Below are 19,389 nucleotides of genomic sequence, written 5' to 3' on the forward strand. Positions count from 1 at the left end.
CGGGTCGGGAGCTGTTCGCTGCCGAGTCGCTGCGCGGGTAGGTCGGCGTGTCGGTGAGCCGCCCGAGCGGGATCGAGGTCCCCGGATTCGTGGACGCGGACCAGGAACGGCGGTGGTGGGCCGCGCGGCGAACGGCGTTGGACCACGTGTTGCGGCTGTGCGTGGAAGGGTCGTCCGGGGGCGCGTTGGTGCTGCGCGGGAGCATGGCGCTGACCGCGTGGCTGGGCGACGCGGCGCGCGAACCGGGTGATCTGGACTGGGTGATGGCACCCACGTGGGTGTGGCCGATCGACCCCTGCATCTGCCACCCCCACGTGGACCGCGCCGCGGTGCAGCAGTGGCCGGAGGCGTACGACGGCGCGGGCGCGGGCGAGCTGTGGCGCGACGACGAGTTCGACACCCGGGGCATCCGGGCCTACCCGCCGCCCGAGGGGCTGAGCTGGCTGGCCTCGGAACTCGATCCGTACGCCGACGACGACCACGGACTCGGAGACCCTCGGCCGGACCTGCCCGAGCTTCCGGACCTGGAACTCATCGAGGCGCTACAGCTGCACCCGGACGCCGGCGCCGGCGTCGAGCTGGCCGCGGCGGACGCGGAGCGCGAGTACGTGGGGAACTACGACCACTACGCCGTGACCGGCGTCCGTCTGGTCCTGCCCTGGCGCGCGGACGGCGTACCCGACGGGGTGATCCACGTCGACTACGCCATCGAGGAGCGGCTCGCGGAGCCGGCCCGATGGACCGCGATCCCACGCGGCGACGGCGGCCCGCCGGTGGCCGCGGCCACGGTGAGCCGGGCGCTGTCGCTCGCCTGGAAGCTGCTGTGGCTGCGTACGGACGCGGCGGCCGTGGCGGCGGGAGTCGACGGGGCCGCCGGCGCCTTCGGCAAGGACCTGTACGACGCGGTCCTGCTGGCGGAGTCGCCGGACACGCGTCTGGATCCGTCCCTGCTCGGGCGGGTGCTGGGCGCCGAGCCCCTGCCGGCCGGCGAGATCGTGCGGTGGCGGGTCGACTGGGACCGGTTCCGCGCGGATCACCCGTCGGTGCTCGGCGACGGCGAGGCGTGGTTGGCCCGCCTGGCCCGGGCGCTGGAACCGGTCCTGGGTCGAGGGACCCCGCGCGGTGTCGAGCCCGGTCAGATGTCGTAGGCGACGGTCACCGGCGCGTGGTCCGACCAGCGCTCGGCATAGGTGTCCGCGCGCTCGGTCACGGCGGTGAGCGCGACGTCCGCCAGGGCCGGGGTCGCGACGTGGTAGTCGATCCGCCAGCCGGCGTCGGTGTCGAACGCCTTGCCGCGGTAGGACCACCACGAGTAGGGGCCGGGGCCCTCGGGGTGGATTCGCCGGACCACGTCGTGCCAGTCGGCCGCGCCGAACAGCTCGGTGAGCCACTCCCGCTCCGCCGGCAGGAAGCCGGACTTCTTGACGTTGCCCTTCCAGTTCTTGATGTCGTGCTCGGTGTGCGCGATGTTCCAGTCCCCGCACACGAGCGACTCGCGCCCGCCGATCGCCGCCGTCGCCCGCATCACCTTCAGGTGCGCGACCAGGTCCGTCATGAACCGGACCTTCTCGTCCTGCTTGGGGGTCTCCGCCTCGCCGGTGGGCAGGTACAGGCTCGCCACGGTGACCTGGGGCAGATCCACCTCGATCCACCGCCCGGCCGCGTCGAACTCGGCCGACCCGAACCCGATCCGGACCGCGGTGGGCTTCACCCTGCTGTACACGGCCACCCCGGCCCGACCCTTGGCGGCGGCCGGCGCGTAGTAGGCGTGCCACCCCTTGGGATCGCGCACCTCGTCGCTGAGCTGCTCGGGCATGGCCCGCACTTCCTGGAGGCACACGACATCGGCCGAGGTCGCGTTCAACCACTCCGTGAAGCCCTTGCCGGAGGCGGCCCGAAGCCCGTTTACGTTCGCGGTGGAGACGGTGATCATCGGGGCAGATTAGCCCGTTTCGGGTCGAGGCGCGGATGCGGGGGTACCGCTGCCCGGAGACGCTACGCCGAGGCACCGGGGGACGACGCAGCGAATCATTGCCACGAGGTCCGGGGCCTGTTGATCGGCGGTCGGGTCAGTGCGGGTCCGGGCCGGGGGCGAAGTGTTCGGGGGCGAGGCCGCATCTGCCGGACCACTCACCGTAGGGGCGGGGTCGGCCGCCGGGCCGGGCAAATACCCGCAGCGATACACGGTGGTGACACGAGGGGCCCGGCAGCGCGTGGGGGCCGTCGGGTCAGCCGAACAGCGCGGCGTGCAAAGGCAACCACGCGGCGTCGGGGCACCGGCGCGCCACCTCGTCGCGTGCGAGCCACTCGGCGGCATCGCACTCGGAGTCGGGGTCGGGCGCGGTCGCCGCGCCTTCGTGGTCGAGGCGTACGGAGTAGAAGGCCTGGAACGCGTGTGTGGGGTAGCCGTAGTCGGCGGGCGGCGGGGCCAGCAAGGTGATCCGCTGCCCACCGAAGAGGGTGAGCCGGTCGGCCGCCAACCACAGCCCGGCCTCCTCCCCGAGCTCGCGCGCCCCCGCGACGACGGGCGACTCACCGGGGTCCAGATGCCCCCCGGGCACCTCCCAGCCCCGCCCCGGTCGATCCACCCGAGTCAGCAACGTCCGCCCCATGCCGTCCAGGACGAGAACGAAGGCGGTGGTGACGACATATCCCTCCGGGAGGTCTCCGGAGAGCAGCAGGTCGACCCGGTGCGACACCGGGATCCAGGGAACCGTCGTCGAATCGATCACGATCTCAGCCATGGGGCCATCTTCCCGGCCCGGGAAACCTTGACCACCCCCACCGCCCTGTTCCACCATGTACGACCAGGGCTCAGCGGGTGCCTTAGGTCACCCGGGCCCGCCTTAGGCCGCCTTAGATCGCCTTAGATCGTCTTGGTCCGCCTTAGGCGATTGCCCAGGCCCCGGGCCCCGCGATAGATGCGGCATCCACCCCATGTCTGCGACCCCACTGGGCCGCGAAGCTGTTACCACGAGCCGGAGAGACCGGGTCGGAGGCAACAGGAGACAGACAGACATGATCGAGTACGAGATGTTCAAGGCCCGTCAGCGCGACATCCTCGCCACCGCCGACCACGACCGCCTGGTCGTATCGGCGCTGCGCGCTCGGCGCGCCGAGGCCAAGGCCCGCCGCGCCGAGCGTGTGGAGCGCGAGGCCGTGGCCGGCGCCGCCGCGCAGGAGTCCGGGCGGATGCGCCGCAACCTGCAGCTGCTCACCCGGTGACAGCGGCGATGGCCCGGCGCGAGAGCCCGAGCAAGCGGCCCGCCGTGCGATGTCGGAACGAACCGGACCGACATCGCGCCCGGCGGGGCGGCACCACCGCACCGAGCGGTGAACGCGACAAACGCAGCACGACACGGCAGGCAGCGACCCCGAGTGGACCACGGTCCCTCGGGGTCGCCGCACGTCCGGGGCCAAGTCGGGGCGCAGCCGCGAGTTCCCGGTACCCGGAACCCCTTGGGGCCGGCCCCGGACACCGCGTAGCCTCACCGGGTCCGAGAAACGAGTCGGTAAGGTGCGGCGGCGGTCGACCCGACGGCCGTCGGTGGTGGTAAGCGATGGGAGAACCGGCAATGAGCGTCGCGTTGTTCACTCTCGGTGGCACGATCGCGATGGCGGGGGCCGTCGGCTCCGCCACCGGTACGGTCGTGAACCGTCTGACCGGCGCGGACCTGACCGCCGCGGTTCCCGGCCTCGCCGAGCTGGGTGTCACGCTCGACGTGCAGGACGTACAGGCCGTGCCCAGCGGGGATCTGACGTTTGATCAGGTGCTCGACGTGGTCGCCGCCGCGTCCCGCGCGGTGGCCGCGGGCGCCGTCGGCGTCGTGGTCACGCAGGGCACCGACACCCTGGAGGAGACGGCGTACCTCGTCGACCTGGTCTGGCCGCACCCGGAGCCGTTCGTCCTCACCGGCGCGATGCGCAACCCGACCCTGGCCGGCCCCGACGGACCCGCGAACCTGCTCGCCGCGGCCCGTGTCGCGGCCGCCGACGCGGCCCGCGGGCTGGGCGCGCTGGTTGTCCTGGGCGACGAGATCCACGCCGCGCGCCGGGTCCGCAAGGCGCACAGCACCAGCACGGCCGCGTTCACGTCGCCCAACGTCGGCCCGATCGGTCACGTGATCGAGGGCGCCGTACGGGTGTTGGCCACGCCGACGCGGCCCGCGCCACTGGCCGTCCCGTCGCCGACGGCCGCCCTCGCGGGGACCCGGGTGGCGCTGTACACGGTCGCCCTGGACGACGACGGCGCGCTCCTCGCCGGCCTCGCGGACACGCATCAGGGCCTGGTCGTCGCCGGGTTCGGCGTCGGCCACGTCCCGTCCGCGCTCGCGCCGGTGCTCGGCGCGCTGGCCGGGCGTATCCCGGTCGTGCTGACCTCGCGCACCGGCGCGGGCTCGGTGCTGCGGCACACGTACGGCGCGGTCGGCTCGGAGACGGACCTACAGCGGCGGGGGCTGATCAACGGCGGCCTGCTCGACCCGTACAAGGCAAGGGTGTTGCTGCGCCTGCTCCTGGCGACCGGCGCCGACCCGAAGGCGGTCGCGGCGGGATTCGCCGAACACGGCTGAACGGTGGGCGGGTCCGACAACGGTCTACGAGAAGACGCCCGCGTACCTCGGCAGACAATCAGCCGGACAGGAAGTGCCGCACGTCCGCCGCGAGCGCCGCCATCTGTTCGCCCGCCTCCAGAACGGTGGTGACGGACGCCGTCCACGTGCCGTCGGCGGCTCGGCACGGGCGCAGCGTCCAGGTGAGTTCGACCCGCCCGCCCGAGCGGAAGACCGCCGAGACGGCGAAGTCGCGATCGTCGGTGTGCCAGCGGCGCGCACCGTCCCAACCGCCGAAGTCGCGGGCCACGTCGGTGAGGAAGGCGTCCAGCTCGCGCGCCTCCCCGGTCCAGCCGACCACGCGGTCGAGTCGGGCCGTCATTCCGGGCGCGTGGAGTTCGACGGCGTAGTTCACGAGGCGCCCGGCGGCGGCGTGGTGAGTGGCGCCGGCGTCGTCGTCCGGATGGACGGCGTCCCCGAGGCGGATGCCCACGCCTCGGTCGTCGTTGCACCGGACGGTCACGTCGCTCGGTTCGTCGATATGGGAACGCATCCGCCGAACCGTAGGGCAGACCACCCGGTGCCGTCATGCCGATTGCGCGGACTGCGCGTAGCTGACCGACATCCGAATCCGGCCACGAGCCAACCCGACGTGCGGCCTCCAATTCCCCTGCCAGACCGCCTCCATAGCATATTCGTGTCCGTATTTTCGGTGAAAAGGCAATAAAGTCCAACCTCTTGACGACCTGTCAGACCCGCAGGAGTCTGCGCAAGGGGGTGCCGCAACGAGCACCCGAGGGGGGTCGGATATGCCCATCGAACAAGACCTGGCCGCGACCGAGAAGCTGGTCGCCGGCAGCGCCGCACAGATGACGGCGTACGGCAGGATCTGGAACGTGTACGTGTGGATGGCCTCGGACAGCGGCAAGACGTCCGGCCACCGCCAACTGATCATCGACTCGATGAACACGCACCTCGCGTCGGCGAAGCTGCGCATCAGCGGCGGCTGGCAGGCGTACGACCCGACCGTGCGACGCGGTCGGCCGCGCAGGTACGTCGACCTGGCGACGACGCTCTCGGCCGGCGCGGACGGCGGCGCGGGTCAGGCGAAGCTCATCCTGGAATGGGCCGGCGGCACCCGCACGATCGCGGACCTGGGCGCGGAGGCCCAGGAGTTCGTGGTGATCAGCCACTTCGCCGAGGTCGGCCGCAGCTACAGCTCGGCGCTGCCGGACCTGTACGCGCGTCTCAAGCTGATCGCGGCCGCGAAGTCCGCGGCGACGGCGCGGCAGGAATGGTCGGGACTCGCGACCGGCTGGGCACCGACGCTGACCTACAAGCAGGACTCGGCCACCGACTTCATCCCGGACCCGAACGACACGGACAGCGAAGACTGACACCCACACCCCGATGCGGCGCCCCACCCACCCCGGGCCGCCGCATCGGCGTGCCGCTACGTGCCGCCAGTGCCGTGACCGGAACTAGAGCCTGTTCTGGGTTCGGATCATGTGGTGGGTCGGAGGCTGCGGAGCCAGAGGATTGCGCCGCGGAGGTGGAGTCCGGCGAGGTAGCTGTCGGGCGTCTTGTCGTATCGGGTGGCCAGGCCTCGCCATGCCTTGATCTTGTGGATGCAGCGCTCGACGGTGTTGCGGTCCTTGTAGAGCGTGGCGTCGTGGCCGATCGGTCGACCTCCGCGTGAGCCCTTCTTCTTGCGGTTGGCGGCCTGGTCGACCTTCTCGGGGATGACCGCCTTGATCCGGCGTCTGCGCAGGTAGAGGCGGGTGGCGCGACTGGAGTAGGCCTTGTCGGCGGCGACGGCGCCGGGTCGGGTGCGAGGTCGGCCGACGGGGCCCCGGACCCGGATCCCCTCGACGACGGCGACGAAGCGCGGGTTGTCGGCGGCTTGTCCGGGAGTGACCACGAAGGACAGCGGCCGGCAGCGGCGGTCGGCCGACAGGTGGATCTTCGCGGAGAGTCCGCCGCGCGAACGGCCCAATGCGGCCGTCCTCAGCCTGGCCCGGTGTCGGCGCCGCACCCGCCGACGCTCCGCGCGCGCCGCCTCGTCCCCCGCTGCGGGCACCCCCTCCGTCACCGGCCCCTTTTGCCCCTTTCGAGAATCCCCTTTTCCTCGTCGACGGCCTTCTCCACCTCCCGCAGGAGTTCGGCGTCGACGACCATCCCGGCCGCGTCCTGATGCGCACGAACGACGGTGGAGTCCACGCTCACCAGGCCGAGTTCGACCTGCCCGCGGGCGGCGGCCTCGGCGATCATCGCCTCCATCAGGGCCCGGAACGTCCCCGCCAGGGCCCACGCGTGGAACCGCTGGTAGACGGTCTGCCAGGGCCCGTACCGCTCGGGAACGTCCCGCCACGGACTGCCCGTGCGAAAACGCCACATCACCCCGTCGAAGCAGTCCCGCAACCGCCCCGGATACGGGCCGCGCTCCCCGATCGGGAGGAACGGCTCGACCAACTCCCACTCGCCATCGGCCAGATCACCACGCGTCATCCCGACCTTGTATCAAGCAACCGCCCTCCCGCGCAGGAAAACCAGTCCGAAGATTGGAACCCAGAACAGGCTCTAGGGAACCCCCGGTGCCGCCTCCGGCGGCTCCGGACGCCCCGGCCCGGACCCGGGCGACCCCGCGACCTGCTTCATCGAAAGCGCGATCCGCCGCCGATCGAAATCCGTCTCGACCACCCTGACCGCGACCTCGTCGCCCACCCGGACGACCAGTTCGGGGGACGCGACATCGTGATCCGAGAGTTCGGACAGGTGCACCAGACCTTCGACCCCGTCCGCGACCCGCACGAACGCGCCGAAGGGCACCAGCATGGTGACCGTTCCCGGCAGAGTTCGACCCGGTGGGTGGTCGGCGGCGAACTGTCGCCATGGGTCCGGCTGTTGGGACTTCAGCGACAACGAGATGCGCTGTCGGTCCATGTCGACGTCGAGGACCTCGACCCTGACCTCGTCGCCGACCGCGGCGACCTCGGACGGGTGCGAGATGTGTGTCCAGGACAGTTCCGCGACGCTGACCAGACCATCGACGCCGCCGAGGTCGACGAACAGGCCGAGGTTCGGGATCGCGGAGACGATGCCGGTGCGGATCTCGCCGCGTCTCAGATCGCGGAGGAAGGCGAGTCGGAATGCTTCTTGGTTGTCGCCCGTCATCTACCGGGCTCGCAGGGAATCATCACGGCCGGACCGTATCGCGGCTGCTCGGCGACGTCCATCATGCGACCGGGTGGGCGCGGAGGTGATGGGCCCACCCGGTAGGCGGTCGGGTGTGGGGTTGGTCAGCCTCGGGCTCGGTCCACTCGGGCCTCGTCCCAGACCGGGCCGTCGGTTTCGCGGACTCGGCCGTCGGCGCCGAAGACCATGAAGCGGTCGAAGGAGGAGGCGAACCAGCGGTCGTGGGTGACCGCCAGTACCGTGCCGTCGAAGGCTTCCAGGGCGTCCTGGAGCGCTTCGGCCGAGACCAGGTCGAGGTTGTCGGTGGGCTCGTCGAGCAGCAGCAGGTTGGCGCCGGAGAGTTCGAGCAACAGGACCTGGAATCGGGCCTGTTGGCCGCCCGACAGGGTGTCGAAGGGCTGCTCGGCGCCGTACGCGAGTTCGTAGCGGTCGAGCACCTTGGCCGCGCCCTCGCGGCCCAGGCCGCTGCGGTGTTCGTCGCCGCGGCCGAGGATGTCGACGAGCGTCCTGCCGGCGAACTCGGGGTGGTCGTGGGTCTGCGCGAACCACCCCGGCCGGACCCGCGCGCCGAGCCGGGCCCGGCCACTGTGCGCCACCGGCGGGATCACCGTGTCGCCGACCGGCTCGTGCTCGACCTCGGGGTCGGTGCCGCCGGCCGCGAGCAGCCGCAGGAAGTGCGACTTGCCCGAGCCGTTCGAGCCCAGCACCGCGACCCGGTCGCCGTACCAGACCTCGCAGTCGAACGGCTTCATCAGACCGGTCAGTTCCAGCCCCTCGGCGATCACCGCGCGCTTGCCCGTGCGCGAGCCGCGCAGCCGCATCTTGACGTCCTGCTCGCGCGGGATGTTCTGCGGCGGGCCGGCCTCCTCGAACTTGCGAAGCCGGGTCCGGGCGGCCTGGAGCCGGGACGCGAGGCCGTCGTTGTACGCCGCCTTGTTCTTGTACATCAGGACCAACGCCTTGAGCTTGGCGTGCTCCTCGTCCCAGCGTCGGCCCAACTCCTCGAACCGCTCGAACCGCGCGCGTCGCGCGTCGTGGTAGTTCGCGAACGAACCGCCGTGGATCCAGACGGTGTTGCCGGCCGCGCCGAGTTCGATCGTGACGATCCGGTCGGCGGCCTGGGCGAGCAGTTCGCGGTCGTGCGAGACCAGCAGGACCGACTTCTGGGTCTCCCGCAGGGATTGTTCCAGCCAGCGCTTGCCGGGGACGTCGAGGTAGTTGTCCGGCTCGTCGAGGATCAGCACCTGGTCGGGGCCGCGAAGCAGGGCCTCCAGTGCGAGCCGCTTCTGCTCGCCGCCGGAGAGCGTGCGGATCTCGCGCCACTTGGCCCCGTCGTACGTCGTGCCCAGCGCGGACTGACAACACTGGTCCCAGGCCGGCTCGATGTCGTAGCCGCCGGCGTCGCCGAACTCGGCGAGCGCGGTGGCGTACCGCATCTGGTGCTTCTCGTCGTCGTTCTCCATCAGCGCCAGCTCGGCCTCGTCGACCGCGCGCACCGCGTCCCGGATCCGCGGCGGGGCGAGCGAGATGAGCAGGTCGCGCACGGTCGAGGCGTCCCGGATCCGGCCGACGAACTGCGGCATGATGCCCAGCCCGCCGGTGCGGGCGACCGCGCCGCTGTCGGGTTTCAGCTCACCCGTGATGATCCGTAGCAGGGTGGTCTTGCCCGCCCCGTTCGCGCCGATCAGCGCGACGGTCTTGCCGTCGCCGACACGGAAGGACACCTCGTCCAGGAGGACGCGCCCGTCGGGGAGGGTGAAGCCGATGGTGTTGACATCGATGTAGCCCATGGCGTGCGCGCGTCCTTCGTCCTGCTGTCGGCGGTGTCGGTATCAGTGGCGGTATCGGTGGCGGTCAGATCGGCGCCGGCGGCGCCGTTCGTGCGGTCGGTCGGTCGGGTCAGTCCCGGCGTCGGCGCGGGCCGATGCCGGCCGACGTCCCTTCCTATCTGCTTCGCGCCGGACGGGCCAGTGCATTTCGGACCGCCCGGCCGCGCAGCCCGGGCCGCGCCGGCCGGGACTCACCGCCGGGGCCCGGTGTCCCGCTGTGCGCGCAGCGCGCTCCCAGGGCCCGCAGCGCCGGGACCGCCGCGGCGAGCGCGGCGCGCTGCTCGTCGTCGAGGGTCGCGAGCGAGTCCGCGAAGACCTCCGCCCAGGCCTGCTCGATCCGCGCCATGCCGTGCATCGCGTCGGTCGTGGGCAGCAGCCGCACCGCGCGGCGATCCCGCGGGTCCGGCTCGCGGCGGAGCAACCCGGCGGCCACGAGTCCGCGCACGGTCGTGCTCACATTGCTGATCTGGAGGCCGAGCTCACGGGCGAGTACGCCGACCCCGACGCCGGGTGATTCGAGTACATAGCGCAGCACCTCCAGGTCGGAGGGCGGCAGCGGGCGCAGGCCGGCCTCGTCCACCCCGCGCAGGCGCAGCACGCGGGCCAGCGCGTACAGCGGCGGGGTGAGTTCGCCGGCCTCGCGGCGCAGCGCGGCGTCGGTTGTCGTGTCGTCCACCCCTTGATCCTAGCTTTAGTTATAGCTATATAAGTATAACTGGTGTCGACGGGGCCACCCCGACGCCGATTCCACCTGTCGCCCGGGAAGGCACACCCATGTCCATCGAGCCCGCCGCAACACATCCCACGCCGCCACAGTCGCCACCACCGCAGTCGCCGCGGTCACCCGTTCCGCACCCCGGCGCAGGCGCCGACCCGACCCCACTCGCGCTCACCGCCGCGCTCGCCCTCCTGTCGTTCGTCGTCCCGCTGGCCACCGACATGTACCTGCCGGCCTTCCCACGGATGGCCGACGAGCTGCACACCGACGCGTCGGGCCTGCAACTGACGCTCACCGCCTTCCTGTTCGGCCTCGCCGCCGGGCAGCTGGTACTGGGGCCGCTCTCCGACCGGTGCGGCCGGCGGCGGCCGATCCTGATCGGGGCGGCGGTGTGCACGGTGGCCACGGCGCTGTGTGCGGTGGCGCCCTCGCTGTGGACACTGATCGCGCTGCGGTTCGTGATGGGCTTCAGCGGCGCGGCGGGTGTGGTGGTCGGCCGGGCGGTCGTATCGGATCTGGCGTCGGGGGCGGCCGCGGCCCGGCTGTTCGGCGTGCTGATGGCGCTGGGCGGGATCGCGCCCATCGTGGCGCCGCTGGTGGGCGGGGTGGTCGTCGCGGGCGCGGGTTGGCGGGCCGTCTTCGGGATACTCGCCGGCGCGTCGCTGCTGACCTTCCTGGCCGCGCTGTTCGCGGTGCCCGAGAGCCTGCCGGTCGAGCGGCGCGGCGGAGGCGGCGTGCGGGCGGTCGTCCGGGCATCGGCCGGCGTCCTGCGGGACCGGGCCTATCTGGGCTACGCGTTCGCCTTCGCGTTCGGGTGCGGCGCGCTGTTCTGCTACATCGCGGCATCGCCCTTCCTGCTCCAGAACGTGCTGGGCTTCGGCGTACGCGAGTCGTCGGTGGCCTTCGCGGTCGGCGCGCTCACGGCCACGCTCGCGAGCGTGGCGAACGTCCGGCTCGTGGCCCGCTACGACCCCCGCCTGCTGCTCCGGGTGGGCCTGCTGACGATGTCCGCGACGAGTGCGTGCGCGCTGCTGATCACCCTCGCGGGCCGGCTCGACCGCTTCTGGGCGCTGGGCCTGGTCGGCGTCGGCTTCCTCGGTCTGGGGCAGGTCTTCGCGACTGCCACCGCGCTGGCGATCGAGCGGGTGCCACAGGCCACGGGGGCCGGCTCGGCCGTTCTCGGGACGCTGCAGAGCGTGCTCGGGGCGGTCGTGGCCCCACTGATGGGCGTGGCGGGCAGGCATACGGCGGTGCCGCTGTTCCTCGGCATGACGGTGTGCTCGGCGGCGGCGGTGGCGGCGCTGGCGCTGACCCGGGGGCGGGCAGGGGTCGAGGCGTGAGGGGCCGCGGCATGCGGGCATCGGCGCTTCCGAGGTGATTCCGAGGTGATTCCGTCGCGCTTCCGCCGCGATTCCGCGGCGATTCCGCGGCGATTCCGACGCGATCCCGAGGCACCTCCCAGGCAACTCCTTTCGCATAGTGCGTCTATTGATTCGCGCATCGCAACCTGAAACCGTGACGGGTCATCAGTTTCGGGGTTAGGCAAGGGAGTCGCGGTGGCGCACACGGAACCGCAGCAGATCGCTCAGCAGGTCGTCCAGGGCACGCGCAGTCCGCTCAAGTTCGGAGTGTTCCTCGCCCCGTTCCATCAGGCGGGACGCAACCCGACCCTGATGCTGGAGCAGGACCTCGCGCTCGTCGAGCACCTGGACCGGCTCGGCTACGACGAGGCGTGGATCGGCGAACACCACAGCGGCGGATGGGAGATCGTCGCCTCCCCCGAGCTGTTCATCGCGAGCGCGGCGGCCCGCACCCGGCACATCCGCCTCGGCACCGGCGTCGTCTCGCTCCCCTACCACCACCCCCTGCACGTCGCGGACCGCATGGTCCTGCTCGACCACCTCACCCGCGGCCGGATCATGCTCGGCGTCGGCCCGGGCCAGCTCGCGTCCGACGCGCACATGCTCGGCATCGACACCGCGCGCCAGCGGGCCATGATGGAGGAGTCGCTGGAGGCGATCATCGAGCTGCTGGCCGGCCGCGAGCCGGTCACCCGCGAGAGCGACTGGTTCACGCTGCGGGACGCGCAGTTGCAGCTGCGGCCCTACACGCACCCGTCGTTCGAGATCGCGGTCGCGGCGACGTTCTCGCCGGCCGGACCGCGTACCGCGGGGCGATTCGGCGCGGGCATGCTGTCGATCGCCGCGAGCCAGGAGGGCGGCTTCGACGCGCTCGGCTCGCACTGGGCGGTCGCGAACGAGGTGGCGGGTCGGCACGGTCGGACCATGGACCGGTCCAAGTGGCGGCTGATGGGCATGATGCACATCGCCGAGACCGAGGAGCAGGCGCGCCGGGAGGTCGCCTACGGGCTCAAGGGCATCCAGGACTACCAGGCCAAGGTGCTCCCGATCTCGCTGGACCCGAACACGCCGCTCGAGGAGCGGATCGAGCACGGCAACGCGACCGGCTCCTTCATCTGCGGCACGCCCGAGATGGCGATCCGACAGATCGAGCGGCTGTGGCAGAAGTCGGGCGGCTTCGGCACGTACCTGTTCATGGGCGCCGACTTCGCGGACCCGGAGGCGACCCGGCGCTCGTACGAGTTGATCGCCCGCGAGGTGATCCCGTACTTCACCGGCGCCTCGCACGGCCCGATCGCGTCGCACGACTGGCAGGTCGGCCTGTCGCAGACCTGGCGCGACCAGACCGCGCAGGCGGTCGGCGGCGCGATGAAGGACTACGAGAACACGAAGGGGACCACGGCATGAGCACGGCTCGGGACGGGCGCGTCGTCGCCGGTGTCGCCGGTGTCGGCGGTGTCGCCGGTGTCGGCGGGCGGATCGACGGCAAGGTCGCACTGATCACCGGCGCGGCGGCGGGCATCGGGCAGGCGATCGCGCGGCGGTTCGCGGCCGAGGGCGCGTACGTGGTCGCGGGCGACATCGACGCGGCCGGGTTGGCGGCGCTCGCCGAGGAATTGGGCCCGGAGCGGTGCGTCACGCGGCTGTGCGACGTCACCGTCGAGGAGGATGTGGCGGCGCTGGTACAGGCCGCCGTGGACGCGTTCGGCGGCCTGGACGTCGCGGTGGCCAACGCAGGCGGCGGCACGGCGGCGGAACTGGCCGACCACGACTACGCGGTCTGGCGGCGGGTGGTGGACCTGTGCCTGAACGGCGCGTTCCTGACCGTCAAGCACGCGGGGCGGGTGATGCGCGCGCAGGACGGCCGAGGCGGCTCGATCATCAACATGGCCTCGCTCAACGCGGTCCAGGCCGGTCGGGGCATGGGCGCGTACTGCGCGGCCAAGGCGGGCGTGGTCGCGCTGACCGAGGTCGCGGCGCTGGAGCTGGGGTCGGCGGGGGTGCGGGTCAACGCGGTGGCGCCGGGGCTGATCCGGACCCAGGCGACGTCGGGGATGTGGCACGTCCCCGGGGTGGTCGAGGAGTACGTGGAGAACGCCCCGCTGGGCCGCTTCGCCGAGCCCGCGGAAGTCGCGGCGGTGGTGCTGTTCCTGGCCTCGGACGAGGCCGGGTTCGTCTCGGGCAGCGTGTACGGCGTCGACGGGGGCGCGCGGACGCGGCGCTATCCGGACCTGATCGGCGCGTTGGATCGGTTGTCGGCCGGTGGGTGACGGGCGCGTGCGCAGCGGGTGAGGGGGCGGGGGGCCTGCGGTCGAGCGGGTCCGGTGGCTGTCCTTCCGCTTCCTGACGAGGCGTCATGTTTCTGACCGGTAATGACGTTATCGCCTTCGAATGGTCGTGCGCGCGACCGCTTGGCGGCCTGGTCCGGCCGGGTTCGACCTCTTCGATCCGCGCCGTTTTTCCACCCCCGGAGCCGGGAAACCAAAGGGCACCTACCGGGGCGGCCGGGGACCTGACACCCCCAGTGCGCGACGGCGCATCAACCGCCCCGAGGTATCGAGACGCCGACGGCCGGGTCCACTCCCCCGTGCCCGACCGTCGGCTGTCTTTCTTTTCGAGCTTTCGAGCGGCTCCGCCGCCCGTTCGCGGCTCCGCCGCTCTCCTCGGTCGTGGCCGCACAGCGATCACGCCGGCAGGAGTTGCGGTTCCGGTTGCTCCGCTGGTGCGGTTTTCGGCTCCCACAGCTTGGTGGTCCGCACGAAGCAGTAGATGACTGAGGTCATCGCCAGGATGAGCAGTGGTCCGAACACCCACGGATGTCTGGCCATCTCCATCGGCAGATAGCGGTACGACACCAAGAGCACAGCGAAAACCAGCGCGCCGTAGACGACCAGCAGGATTCCTGCCCGGTCCCAGCCACGGTCGAGCGAGCGCATCCCTGCCTCGATCGTCAGCGCGAACACCACACCGGCCACGAGATCCACGCCGTAGTGGTAGCCGAATCCCAGCGTGGCCGCGAGCGTGGCAATCAGCCAGAACGTTCCCGCGAATCGGAAGAACCGCGAGCCCTTGCGGGAATGGATGAAGATCGTGGTAGCCCACGCCGTGTGCAGGCTGGGCATGCAGTTGCGAGGGGTGATGTCGTCGAACCGTATCGAGTGCGGGGTATCGATCGGCGGCGGCGTGTCCGGCCACAGGTTGGCCACCGCCCATTGCCCGCCCTCGGCGCCGTAGGCGTAGATCGGTCCGACCACCGGGAAGATCATGTAGATGGCCGGACCGAGCAGGCCGATGACCAGAAAGGTGCGCACCAGGTGATGGCGCGGGAAGCGGCGCTCGACCGCCACGTGGCGCAGTTGGTACAGCGCAACGATGGCCGCTGCCAGCGGGAGTTGACCATAGACAGAGCCGAGAACATGGGAGCCGATCGGGCCGCCGGCCTCAACCATCCGGCCCATCAGCCACGACGGGTCACCCAGCGCGTGGTCGGCAGTCGCCACGTACGGGTCGAGCACAACCGGGCGGGTCTCCGACGTGATGACCAGCCAGGTATCGCCAGTCTTGTGGCCTGCCACCAGCAGCATTCCCAGCCCGACGCCCTTCAGCAGCAGGGTCCGTTCCCGGCCGGTGCGGCGCGTGATGGCAATGACCGCATAGGCCAAAATCACCAGGAACGCGCCGTTGCCGTACTTCATCTTGGCGTCGACCAGCCACCGCACCAGCCAGAAGGCGAGGTCGATGCCGATCGCGGCACCAACCGCGATGAGCCGTTGCCGCCAGGTGAGCACCACCATCATCAACGCCAAGCCGGCATACAGCAGCGGCCCCGAATGGGGGGCGACTATCACCTCCCGCACCTGGCCTACGACCGGCCCTGGCAGGCCGTAGCTATGTGAGGCGATCTCCAAGGCGACGAGGAATCCGAGGACCGACACACCCGCTGCGGCCCACCGAATCGCCCGCGAATGACGCTGCACGGCGACCATGGTTCTGCGACTTATTCGCGAAAACATTCGCAATACTATGAATATCAATCACTTAGCCGATTTGTGAGATTTTAGTAAAGAGATCACCCTTCGTGCTAGATTGCGCGGCTTTCTAGTGAAGGTTGGCGCTCAGGGCGATCGTTATTGGGTTGATCATGTTATCGGAGCGGCGCGGGTGGGTTTCGCCGGCCTGTCCATCCCAGGATCCGCCGCCCGCGACGACCAACCCTCGGCGAGGCGGCCCAGCGCATGGCCAACGGTGTCGCCATCCGCGGGGCCTCGCGCACTCCGGGCAGACACACGGCGTGGGCGGTGGGCGGTGGGCGGCCTCGATCACACGCGTCGGATCGACCAAGATCGCACCGACTCGCCGAAGAAAGATCTAAATCGCCGATATTGCGCCTATTCGGCGAGTGTGGACCAGTTCGTCTTGATCAGGTGCATTTGCAGTGCAGTCCAGGACTTGCCGTTCACCCGCTCCACGTCCGGCAGGACCATGTACACCTCGAAGCCCAGGCGTTCGTAGAGGCGCCGCGCGTGTTCGTTGTGCGCGAATACTCCCAACTCGACGCGTTCCAGGTGCAGTTGATCGAAGGCGATTCGCAGCACTGCGGTCAGTAACGCCTCGCCCACGCCGCGGCCCCGAGCGTCCGGAGCGACCAGTACGCGTTGCAGCCTGCCGGATGTGCCCTCCGCGTCCAGTCGCAGCGACGTATGCGCCAGGGACCGTCCCGTCTCCGGATCGACGCCCATCCAGGTTCGACGACCCGACTCCGCCGCGTACCCGGCCAGCTGCGACTCGTCCAGCGGCCAGGTGAATGTGGGGCCGGCCCACGTCACCAGCTCCGCCGGCCCGTCGATCCATGCGACGAGGTCATCCGCGTCCGCGACCGTGAACGCACGCAGCTCCACCACGGCTCCACCCACCTTCAAGCTCAAGATCGGCCCCATTGTCTTCCAGTACAGCGGTGAATGCCGCTGCACCTCGACCACGCACACCGAGCACTCGGGGTTCTCCGCGATGAACCGCGCCGAACGGAACGGCGCCCGATTCCCGATGTCACCGTCGCGTGGTGGCGGGTGGCTCGGTCGGCACGACGATCGTGCGCGAGCGGGTACGTGAGCCGCGGCGGTGCAGTGTCGTCAGGAGGGCGACGGCCAGGGCGAAGAGGACGAGCACCGCGATGCCGGCGCGGAATGCCGCGTCCCAGCGTGGGGCGTTCGCGGGTATGGCCCCGGTCGGGCCGCCGAGCACACCGAAGAAGGCCGAGGCCGCGACCGCGCCGCCCAGCACTCCGCCCATCTCCTGGAACGTGCCCACCACCCCGGACACGGCCGCGACCCGCGCGGGAGCGACGCCGGCGAGTACGGCCGAGGTCAGCGGCGCCATCACCAGCCCCATGCCGGCCCCGCTCAGCAACAGCCCGAGCATCAGTACCGGCACGGCGACGCTCCCCGCGCCGGGGGCACCCGCGGCCACACCGAGCCCGCCCGCGAGCAGCAGCGCGCCGCCGGTCGAGAGCCGGTCGCCGAACCGGCCGTACAGCCACCCGGTCCCGGCCGCGGCGACGAGGAAGCCGACGTTGAGCGCCGCGGCCACCCCGCCGGCGGCCAACGGGCCTATCCCGCAACCGAGTTGGAGGTACAGCGGCAGCACGGTCGACAGCGCCGCCGAGGCGCCGAACAGCAGCGCGACCGCGGCCAAGCCGAGCGGGAGGCCGCGCTCGCGAAACAGCGCGGGATCCAGGAGCGGCCGCCGGCCGGTACGGACCCGACCGTGTTGGTGCCGGACGAACCCGGCGAGCAGCACCACCGCGCCCGCCGTGCAGAGCAGCCGCCACGACGCCGGGCCGGCCCCACCGCCGTGCAGGAACGGCCAGGCGGCGGCGGTCAGTCCGGCCGCGACCAGCAGCGCCCCGACGGGGTCGAGCGATTCCTCCGGCGATGCGGATGGCGGCGTCGCGGACGGGGGCGGCGCCGGGATCGATCGCGGGGTCAGGACGAGGGCGGCGATGCCGAGCGGGAGGTTGACGAGGAAACAGGTCCGCCAGCCGAGCCCGGCCGGATCGGCGGCGATCAGCAGCCCGCCGACCACCTGGCCGCCGACACCGGCGAGCCCGACGGTGGCCCCGTATCGGCCGAACGCACGCGCCCGGCCGGCTCCCGCCGGGTACAACTCGCCGATCAGCACCAGCACCTGAGGGGCCATCAGGGCCGCGGCCGCCCCCTGGACGATCCGGCAGCCGACCAGCCCCGCCGCGTCCCCGGCCAGCCCGCAACCGGCCGACGCGCCCGTGAACGCCGCCACGCCGACGCTGAACACCCGCCGCTGACCGTACAGTTCGCCCAATCGTGCGGCGGTGATCAGCCCGGCCGCATAGGCCAGACCATAGCCGGCCACGACGAACCGCAGCGCGGTGTCACTCGCGCCGAGGTCCCGTTCGATCGCGGGCAGCGCCGCGTTGACGACGAAGAAGTCGAGCGTGGTGACCAGAACCGCGCTCAGCAACACCGGCAGCGCCCACCGTGACCCGACCCCACGCGGATGAGGGACCTGCGGGCATGGGACATCGATCGACACGGTCGGGGCTCCAGTTCGGCTGCGCGAGAGACGGCGGCACCCGGCAGAGGCCCACCCGACTCCCATGCAATCGATCGGCGCGAGCGCTTGCCGGCGCATATCGGCCGTCCAGTTGCCCGACCGCGTCGGCCTGGGGCCCCGCCCGGGCCGCGTTCTGCGGTGGAGCGCGGGCTCAATGCACGTCGATGCCCCGAAGGTGGCGCATGTCGTTGTAGCGGATGGCGCGCAGGCGTCCGTCGCGGGCGCGCCAGCGGGAGATCGAGGCGTTGCCCACCGGGTCGGTGCGGACCAGGCGGTCGACGTCGGTCTCGGTGAGACCCTCCAGGATGTACCGCAGCATCAGGACGGTCGCGTCGTGCCCGACGATCAGCACATGCGCTCCCGGCGCGTCATGGCGCAGATCGGTCAGCAGCGTGCGCAGGCGAAGGGCGACGTCGGCGAGCGATTCGCCGCCGGGCGGGCGGTAGTACAGGTCGCCGACCCGGCGCCGACGCGCGGCCTCGTCGGGGTACAGCCGCTCGATCGCGGCGGTCGTGTGCAGTTCCAGGACGCCCATCTCGCGATCACGCAGCCGCTCGTCGCGCCGCGGTCGGGGCAGGAGCAGGCCGACCCGGGCCGCCTCGCGGGCGATGATGCGCATCGTCGAGCGGGCCCGGCGGTAGGGCGAGACCAGGACCACGTCCGGGGTCTCGCCCTTGAGCGCCAACCGGCGTCCGACGGCGGTGGCCTGGTCCTCGCCGAGCGCGGTGAGCGAAATATCGGCATCGCGACCGGTCATCGCGATATCGGGATCGATGTCGGGATCGATGTCGGCGTCGTCGCTCTCGCGGCCGGCCTCGATCGCGGCGGCGGACGCGGCGGCGGACGCGGCGAACGCCGCGTTGGCGGTGCTCTCGCCGTGTCGTACGGCGACGATCTCGGCCGGCCCGAAGGGCGCGGTGTCCGGAGTACTGACCACGGTGCCCCCAAGGCTTCGGTTCCTGAAGTGGTTCTCACCCCCGGGGACGGGCCGAAACTAGACGCACTGTCGCCGCCGTACGTCGTGTTCATCACTCTCACCGCACCAACACCGTCGTAAATCAGTGCGAATCGCGCTTTTCGTCGGACGGGCCGCCTCGGCGGAGACACTGCCGGACTTGTGCGATGATCCATCCGCCTGTCCGGATAAT

Annotated in this window: 16 protein-coding genes and 2 pseudogenes; 7 read left to right on the plus strand and 11 right to left on the minus strand. The window is 71.4% G+C overall.

Translation table 11 applies throughout. The features are described from left to right. The first annotated feature begins 53 nt into the window (after positions 1–53). Complete coding sequence (locus OG928_RS02915; protein WP_406278703.1) at positions 54–1,148, plus strand: hypothetical protein; 1,095 nt, start codon at positions 54–56, stop codon at positions 1,146–1,148. Here OG928_RS02915 and OG928_RS02920 read toward each other — a convergent pair. After that, positions 1,136–1,933, minus strand: coding sequence for an exodeoxyribonuclease III (locus tag OG928_RS02920; RefSeq protein ID WP_406278706.1), 798 nt, complete (start codon positions 1,931–1,933; stop codon positions 1,136–1,138). The two genes, OG928_RS02915 and OG928_RS02920, sit on opposite strands and share 13 nt — an antisense overlap. A gap of 295 nt (positions 1,934–2,228) precedes the next feature. Beyond that, entirely contained in the window at positions 2,229–2,744 is a 516-nt protein-coding gene (locus OG928_RS02925) for an NUDIX hydrolase (protein ID WP_406278709.1), read from the minus strand. A gap of 274 nt (positions 2,745–3,018) precedes the next feature. Between OG928_RS02925 and OG928_RS02930 the strand changes: the two genes are divergently transcribed. Together OG928_RS02930 and OG928_RS02935 are read left to right on the plus strand one after the other, a co-directional pair. Further along, positions 3,019–3,225, plus strand: coding sequence for a hypothetical protein (locus tag OG928_RS02930; RefSeq protein WP_406278712.1), 207 nt, complete (start codon positions 3,019–3,021; stop codon positions 3,223–3,225). Positions 3,226–3,575: 350 nt separating this feature from the next. Then, entirely contained in the window at positions 3,576–4,571 is a 996-nt protein-coding gene (locus tag OG928_RS02935; protein ID WP_406278715.1) for an asparaginase, read from the plus strand. A gap of 58 nt (positions 4,572–4,629) precedes the next feature. Here OG928_RS02935 and OG928_RS02940 read toward each other — a convergent pair whose 3' ends face one another. Continuing rightward, on the minus strand, positions 4,630–5,103 hold the full coding sequence (locus tag OG928_RS02940) for a DUF6228 family protein (RefSeq protein ID WP_406278718.1): 474 nt from the start codon (positions 5,101–5,103) through the stop codon (positions 4,630–4,632). A gap of 256 nt (positions 5,104–5,359) precedes the next feature. Between OG928_RS02940 and OG928_RS02945 the strand changes: the two genes are divergently transcribed. After that, the gene (locus tag OG928_RS02945; RefSeq protein ID WP_406278721.1) at positions 5,360–5,947 is read left to right on the plus strand and encodes a hypothetical protein; all 588 of its coding nucleotides are present in this window, start codon (positions 5,360–5,362) and stop codon (positions 5,945–5,947) included. A 107-nt stretch (positions 5,948–6,054) separates the two neighbouring features. Here the strand turns inward: OG928_RS02945 and OG928_RS02950 are convergent. The 4 genes and pseudogenes from OG928_RS02950 to OG928_RS02965 form a co-directional block, all read right to left on the minus strand. Further along, a pseudogene (locus tag OG928_RS02950) lies at positions 6,055–7,058 on the minus strand (IS5 family transposase). Positions 7,059–7,160: 102 nt separating this feature from the next. Further along, positions 7,161–7,709 (minus strand): annotated as a pseudogene (locus tag OG928_RS02955) (S1 RNA-binding domain-containing protein); the annotation flags it as partial. A 140-nt stretch (positions 7,710–7,849) separates the two neighbouring features. Beyond that, positions 7,850–9,535 carry an ABC-F family ATP-binding cassette domain-containing protein gene (locus tag OG928_RS02960; protein WP_406278724.1) on the minus strand — a complete coding sequence of 562 codons (1,686 nt, stop codon included), beginning with the start codon at positions 9,533–9,535 and terminating at the stop codon, positions 7,850–7,852. Positions 9,536–9,689: 154 nt separating this feature from the next. Further along, the gene (locus OG928_RS02965) at positions 9,690–10,250 is read right to left on the minus strand and encodes a MarR family winged helix-turn-helix transcriptional regulator (RefSeq protein ID WP_406278727.1); all 561 of its coding nucleotides are present in this window, start codon (positions 10,248–10,250) and stop codon (positions 9,690–9,692) included. Between the two features lie 98 nt (positions 10,251–10,348). On the opposite strand from OG928_RS02965, the gene OG928_RS02970 reads away from it, so the two are divergent. From OG928_RS02970 to OG928_RS02980, 3 genes are all read left to right on the plus strand, one after another. Further along, positions 10,349–11,632, plus strand: coding sequence for a multidrug effflux MFS transporter (locus OG928_RS02970; protein WP_406278730.1), 1,284 nt, complete (start codon positions 10,349–10,351; stop codon positions 11,630–11,632). Positions 11,633–11,848: 216 nt separating this feature from the next. After that, a complete protein-coding gene (locus OG928_RS02975; protein ID WP_406278733.1) occupies positions 11,849–13,060 on the plus strand; it encodes an LLM class flavin-dependent oxidoreductase in 1,212 nt (403 codons plus the stop codon). Next, a complete protein-coding gene (locus OG928_RS02980; protein ID WP_406278736.1) occupies positions 13,057–13,923 on the plus strand; it encodes an SDR family NAD(P)-dependent oxidoreductase in 867 nt (288 codons plus the stop codon). The genes OG928_RS02975 and OG928_RS02980 overlap by 4 nt, the downstream gene beginning before the upstream one ends. A 414-nt stretch (positions 13,924–14,337) precedes the next feature. On the opposite strand, the gene OG928_RS02985 is transcribed toward OG928_RS02980, so the two are convergent. From OG928_RS02985 to OG928_RS03000, 4 genes are all read right to left on the minus strand, one after another. Continuing rightward, entirely contained in the window at positions 14,338–15,639 is a 1,302-nt protein-coding gene (locus OG928_RS02985) for a phosphatase PAP2 family protein (RefSeq protein ID WP_406278739.1), read from the minus strand. 402 nt (positions 15,640–16,041) lie between these two features. Then, the gene (locus tag OG928_RS02990; protein ID WP_406278742.1) at positions 16,042–16,554 is read right to left on the minus strand and encodes a GNAT family N-acetyltransferase; all 513 of its coding nucleotides are present in this window, start codon (positions 16,552–16,554) and stop codon (positions 16,042–16,044) included. Positions 16,555–16,699: 145 nt separating this feature from the next. Continuing rightward, the gene (locus tag OG928_RS02995) at positions 16,700–18,151 is read right to left on the minus strand and encodes an MFS transporter (RefSeq protein ID WP_406278745.1); all 1,452 of its coding nucleotides are present in this window, start codon (positions 18,149–18,151) and stop codon (positions 16,700–16,702) included. 241 nt (positions 18,152–18,392) lie between these two features. Beyond that, a complete protein-coding gene (locus tag OG928_RS03000; RefSeq protein WP_406278748.1) occupies positions 18,393–19,178 on the minus strand; it encodes a histidine phosphatase family protein in 786 nt (261 codons plus the stop codon). Positions 19,179–19,389: the final 211 nt, after the last annotated feature.

Origin of the sequence: Embleya sp. NBC_00896 (assembly GCF_045207785.1) — a bacterium.
Lineage (GTDB): Bacteria > Actinomycetota > Actinomycetes > Streptomycetales > Streptomycetaceae > Embleya.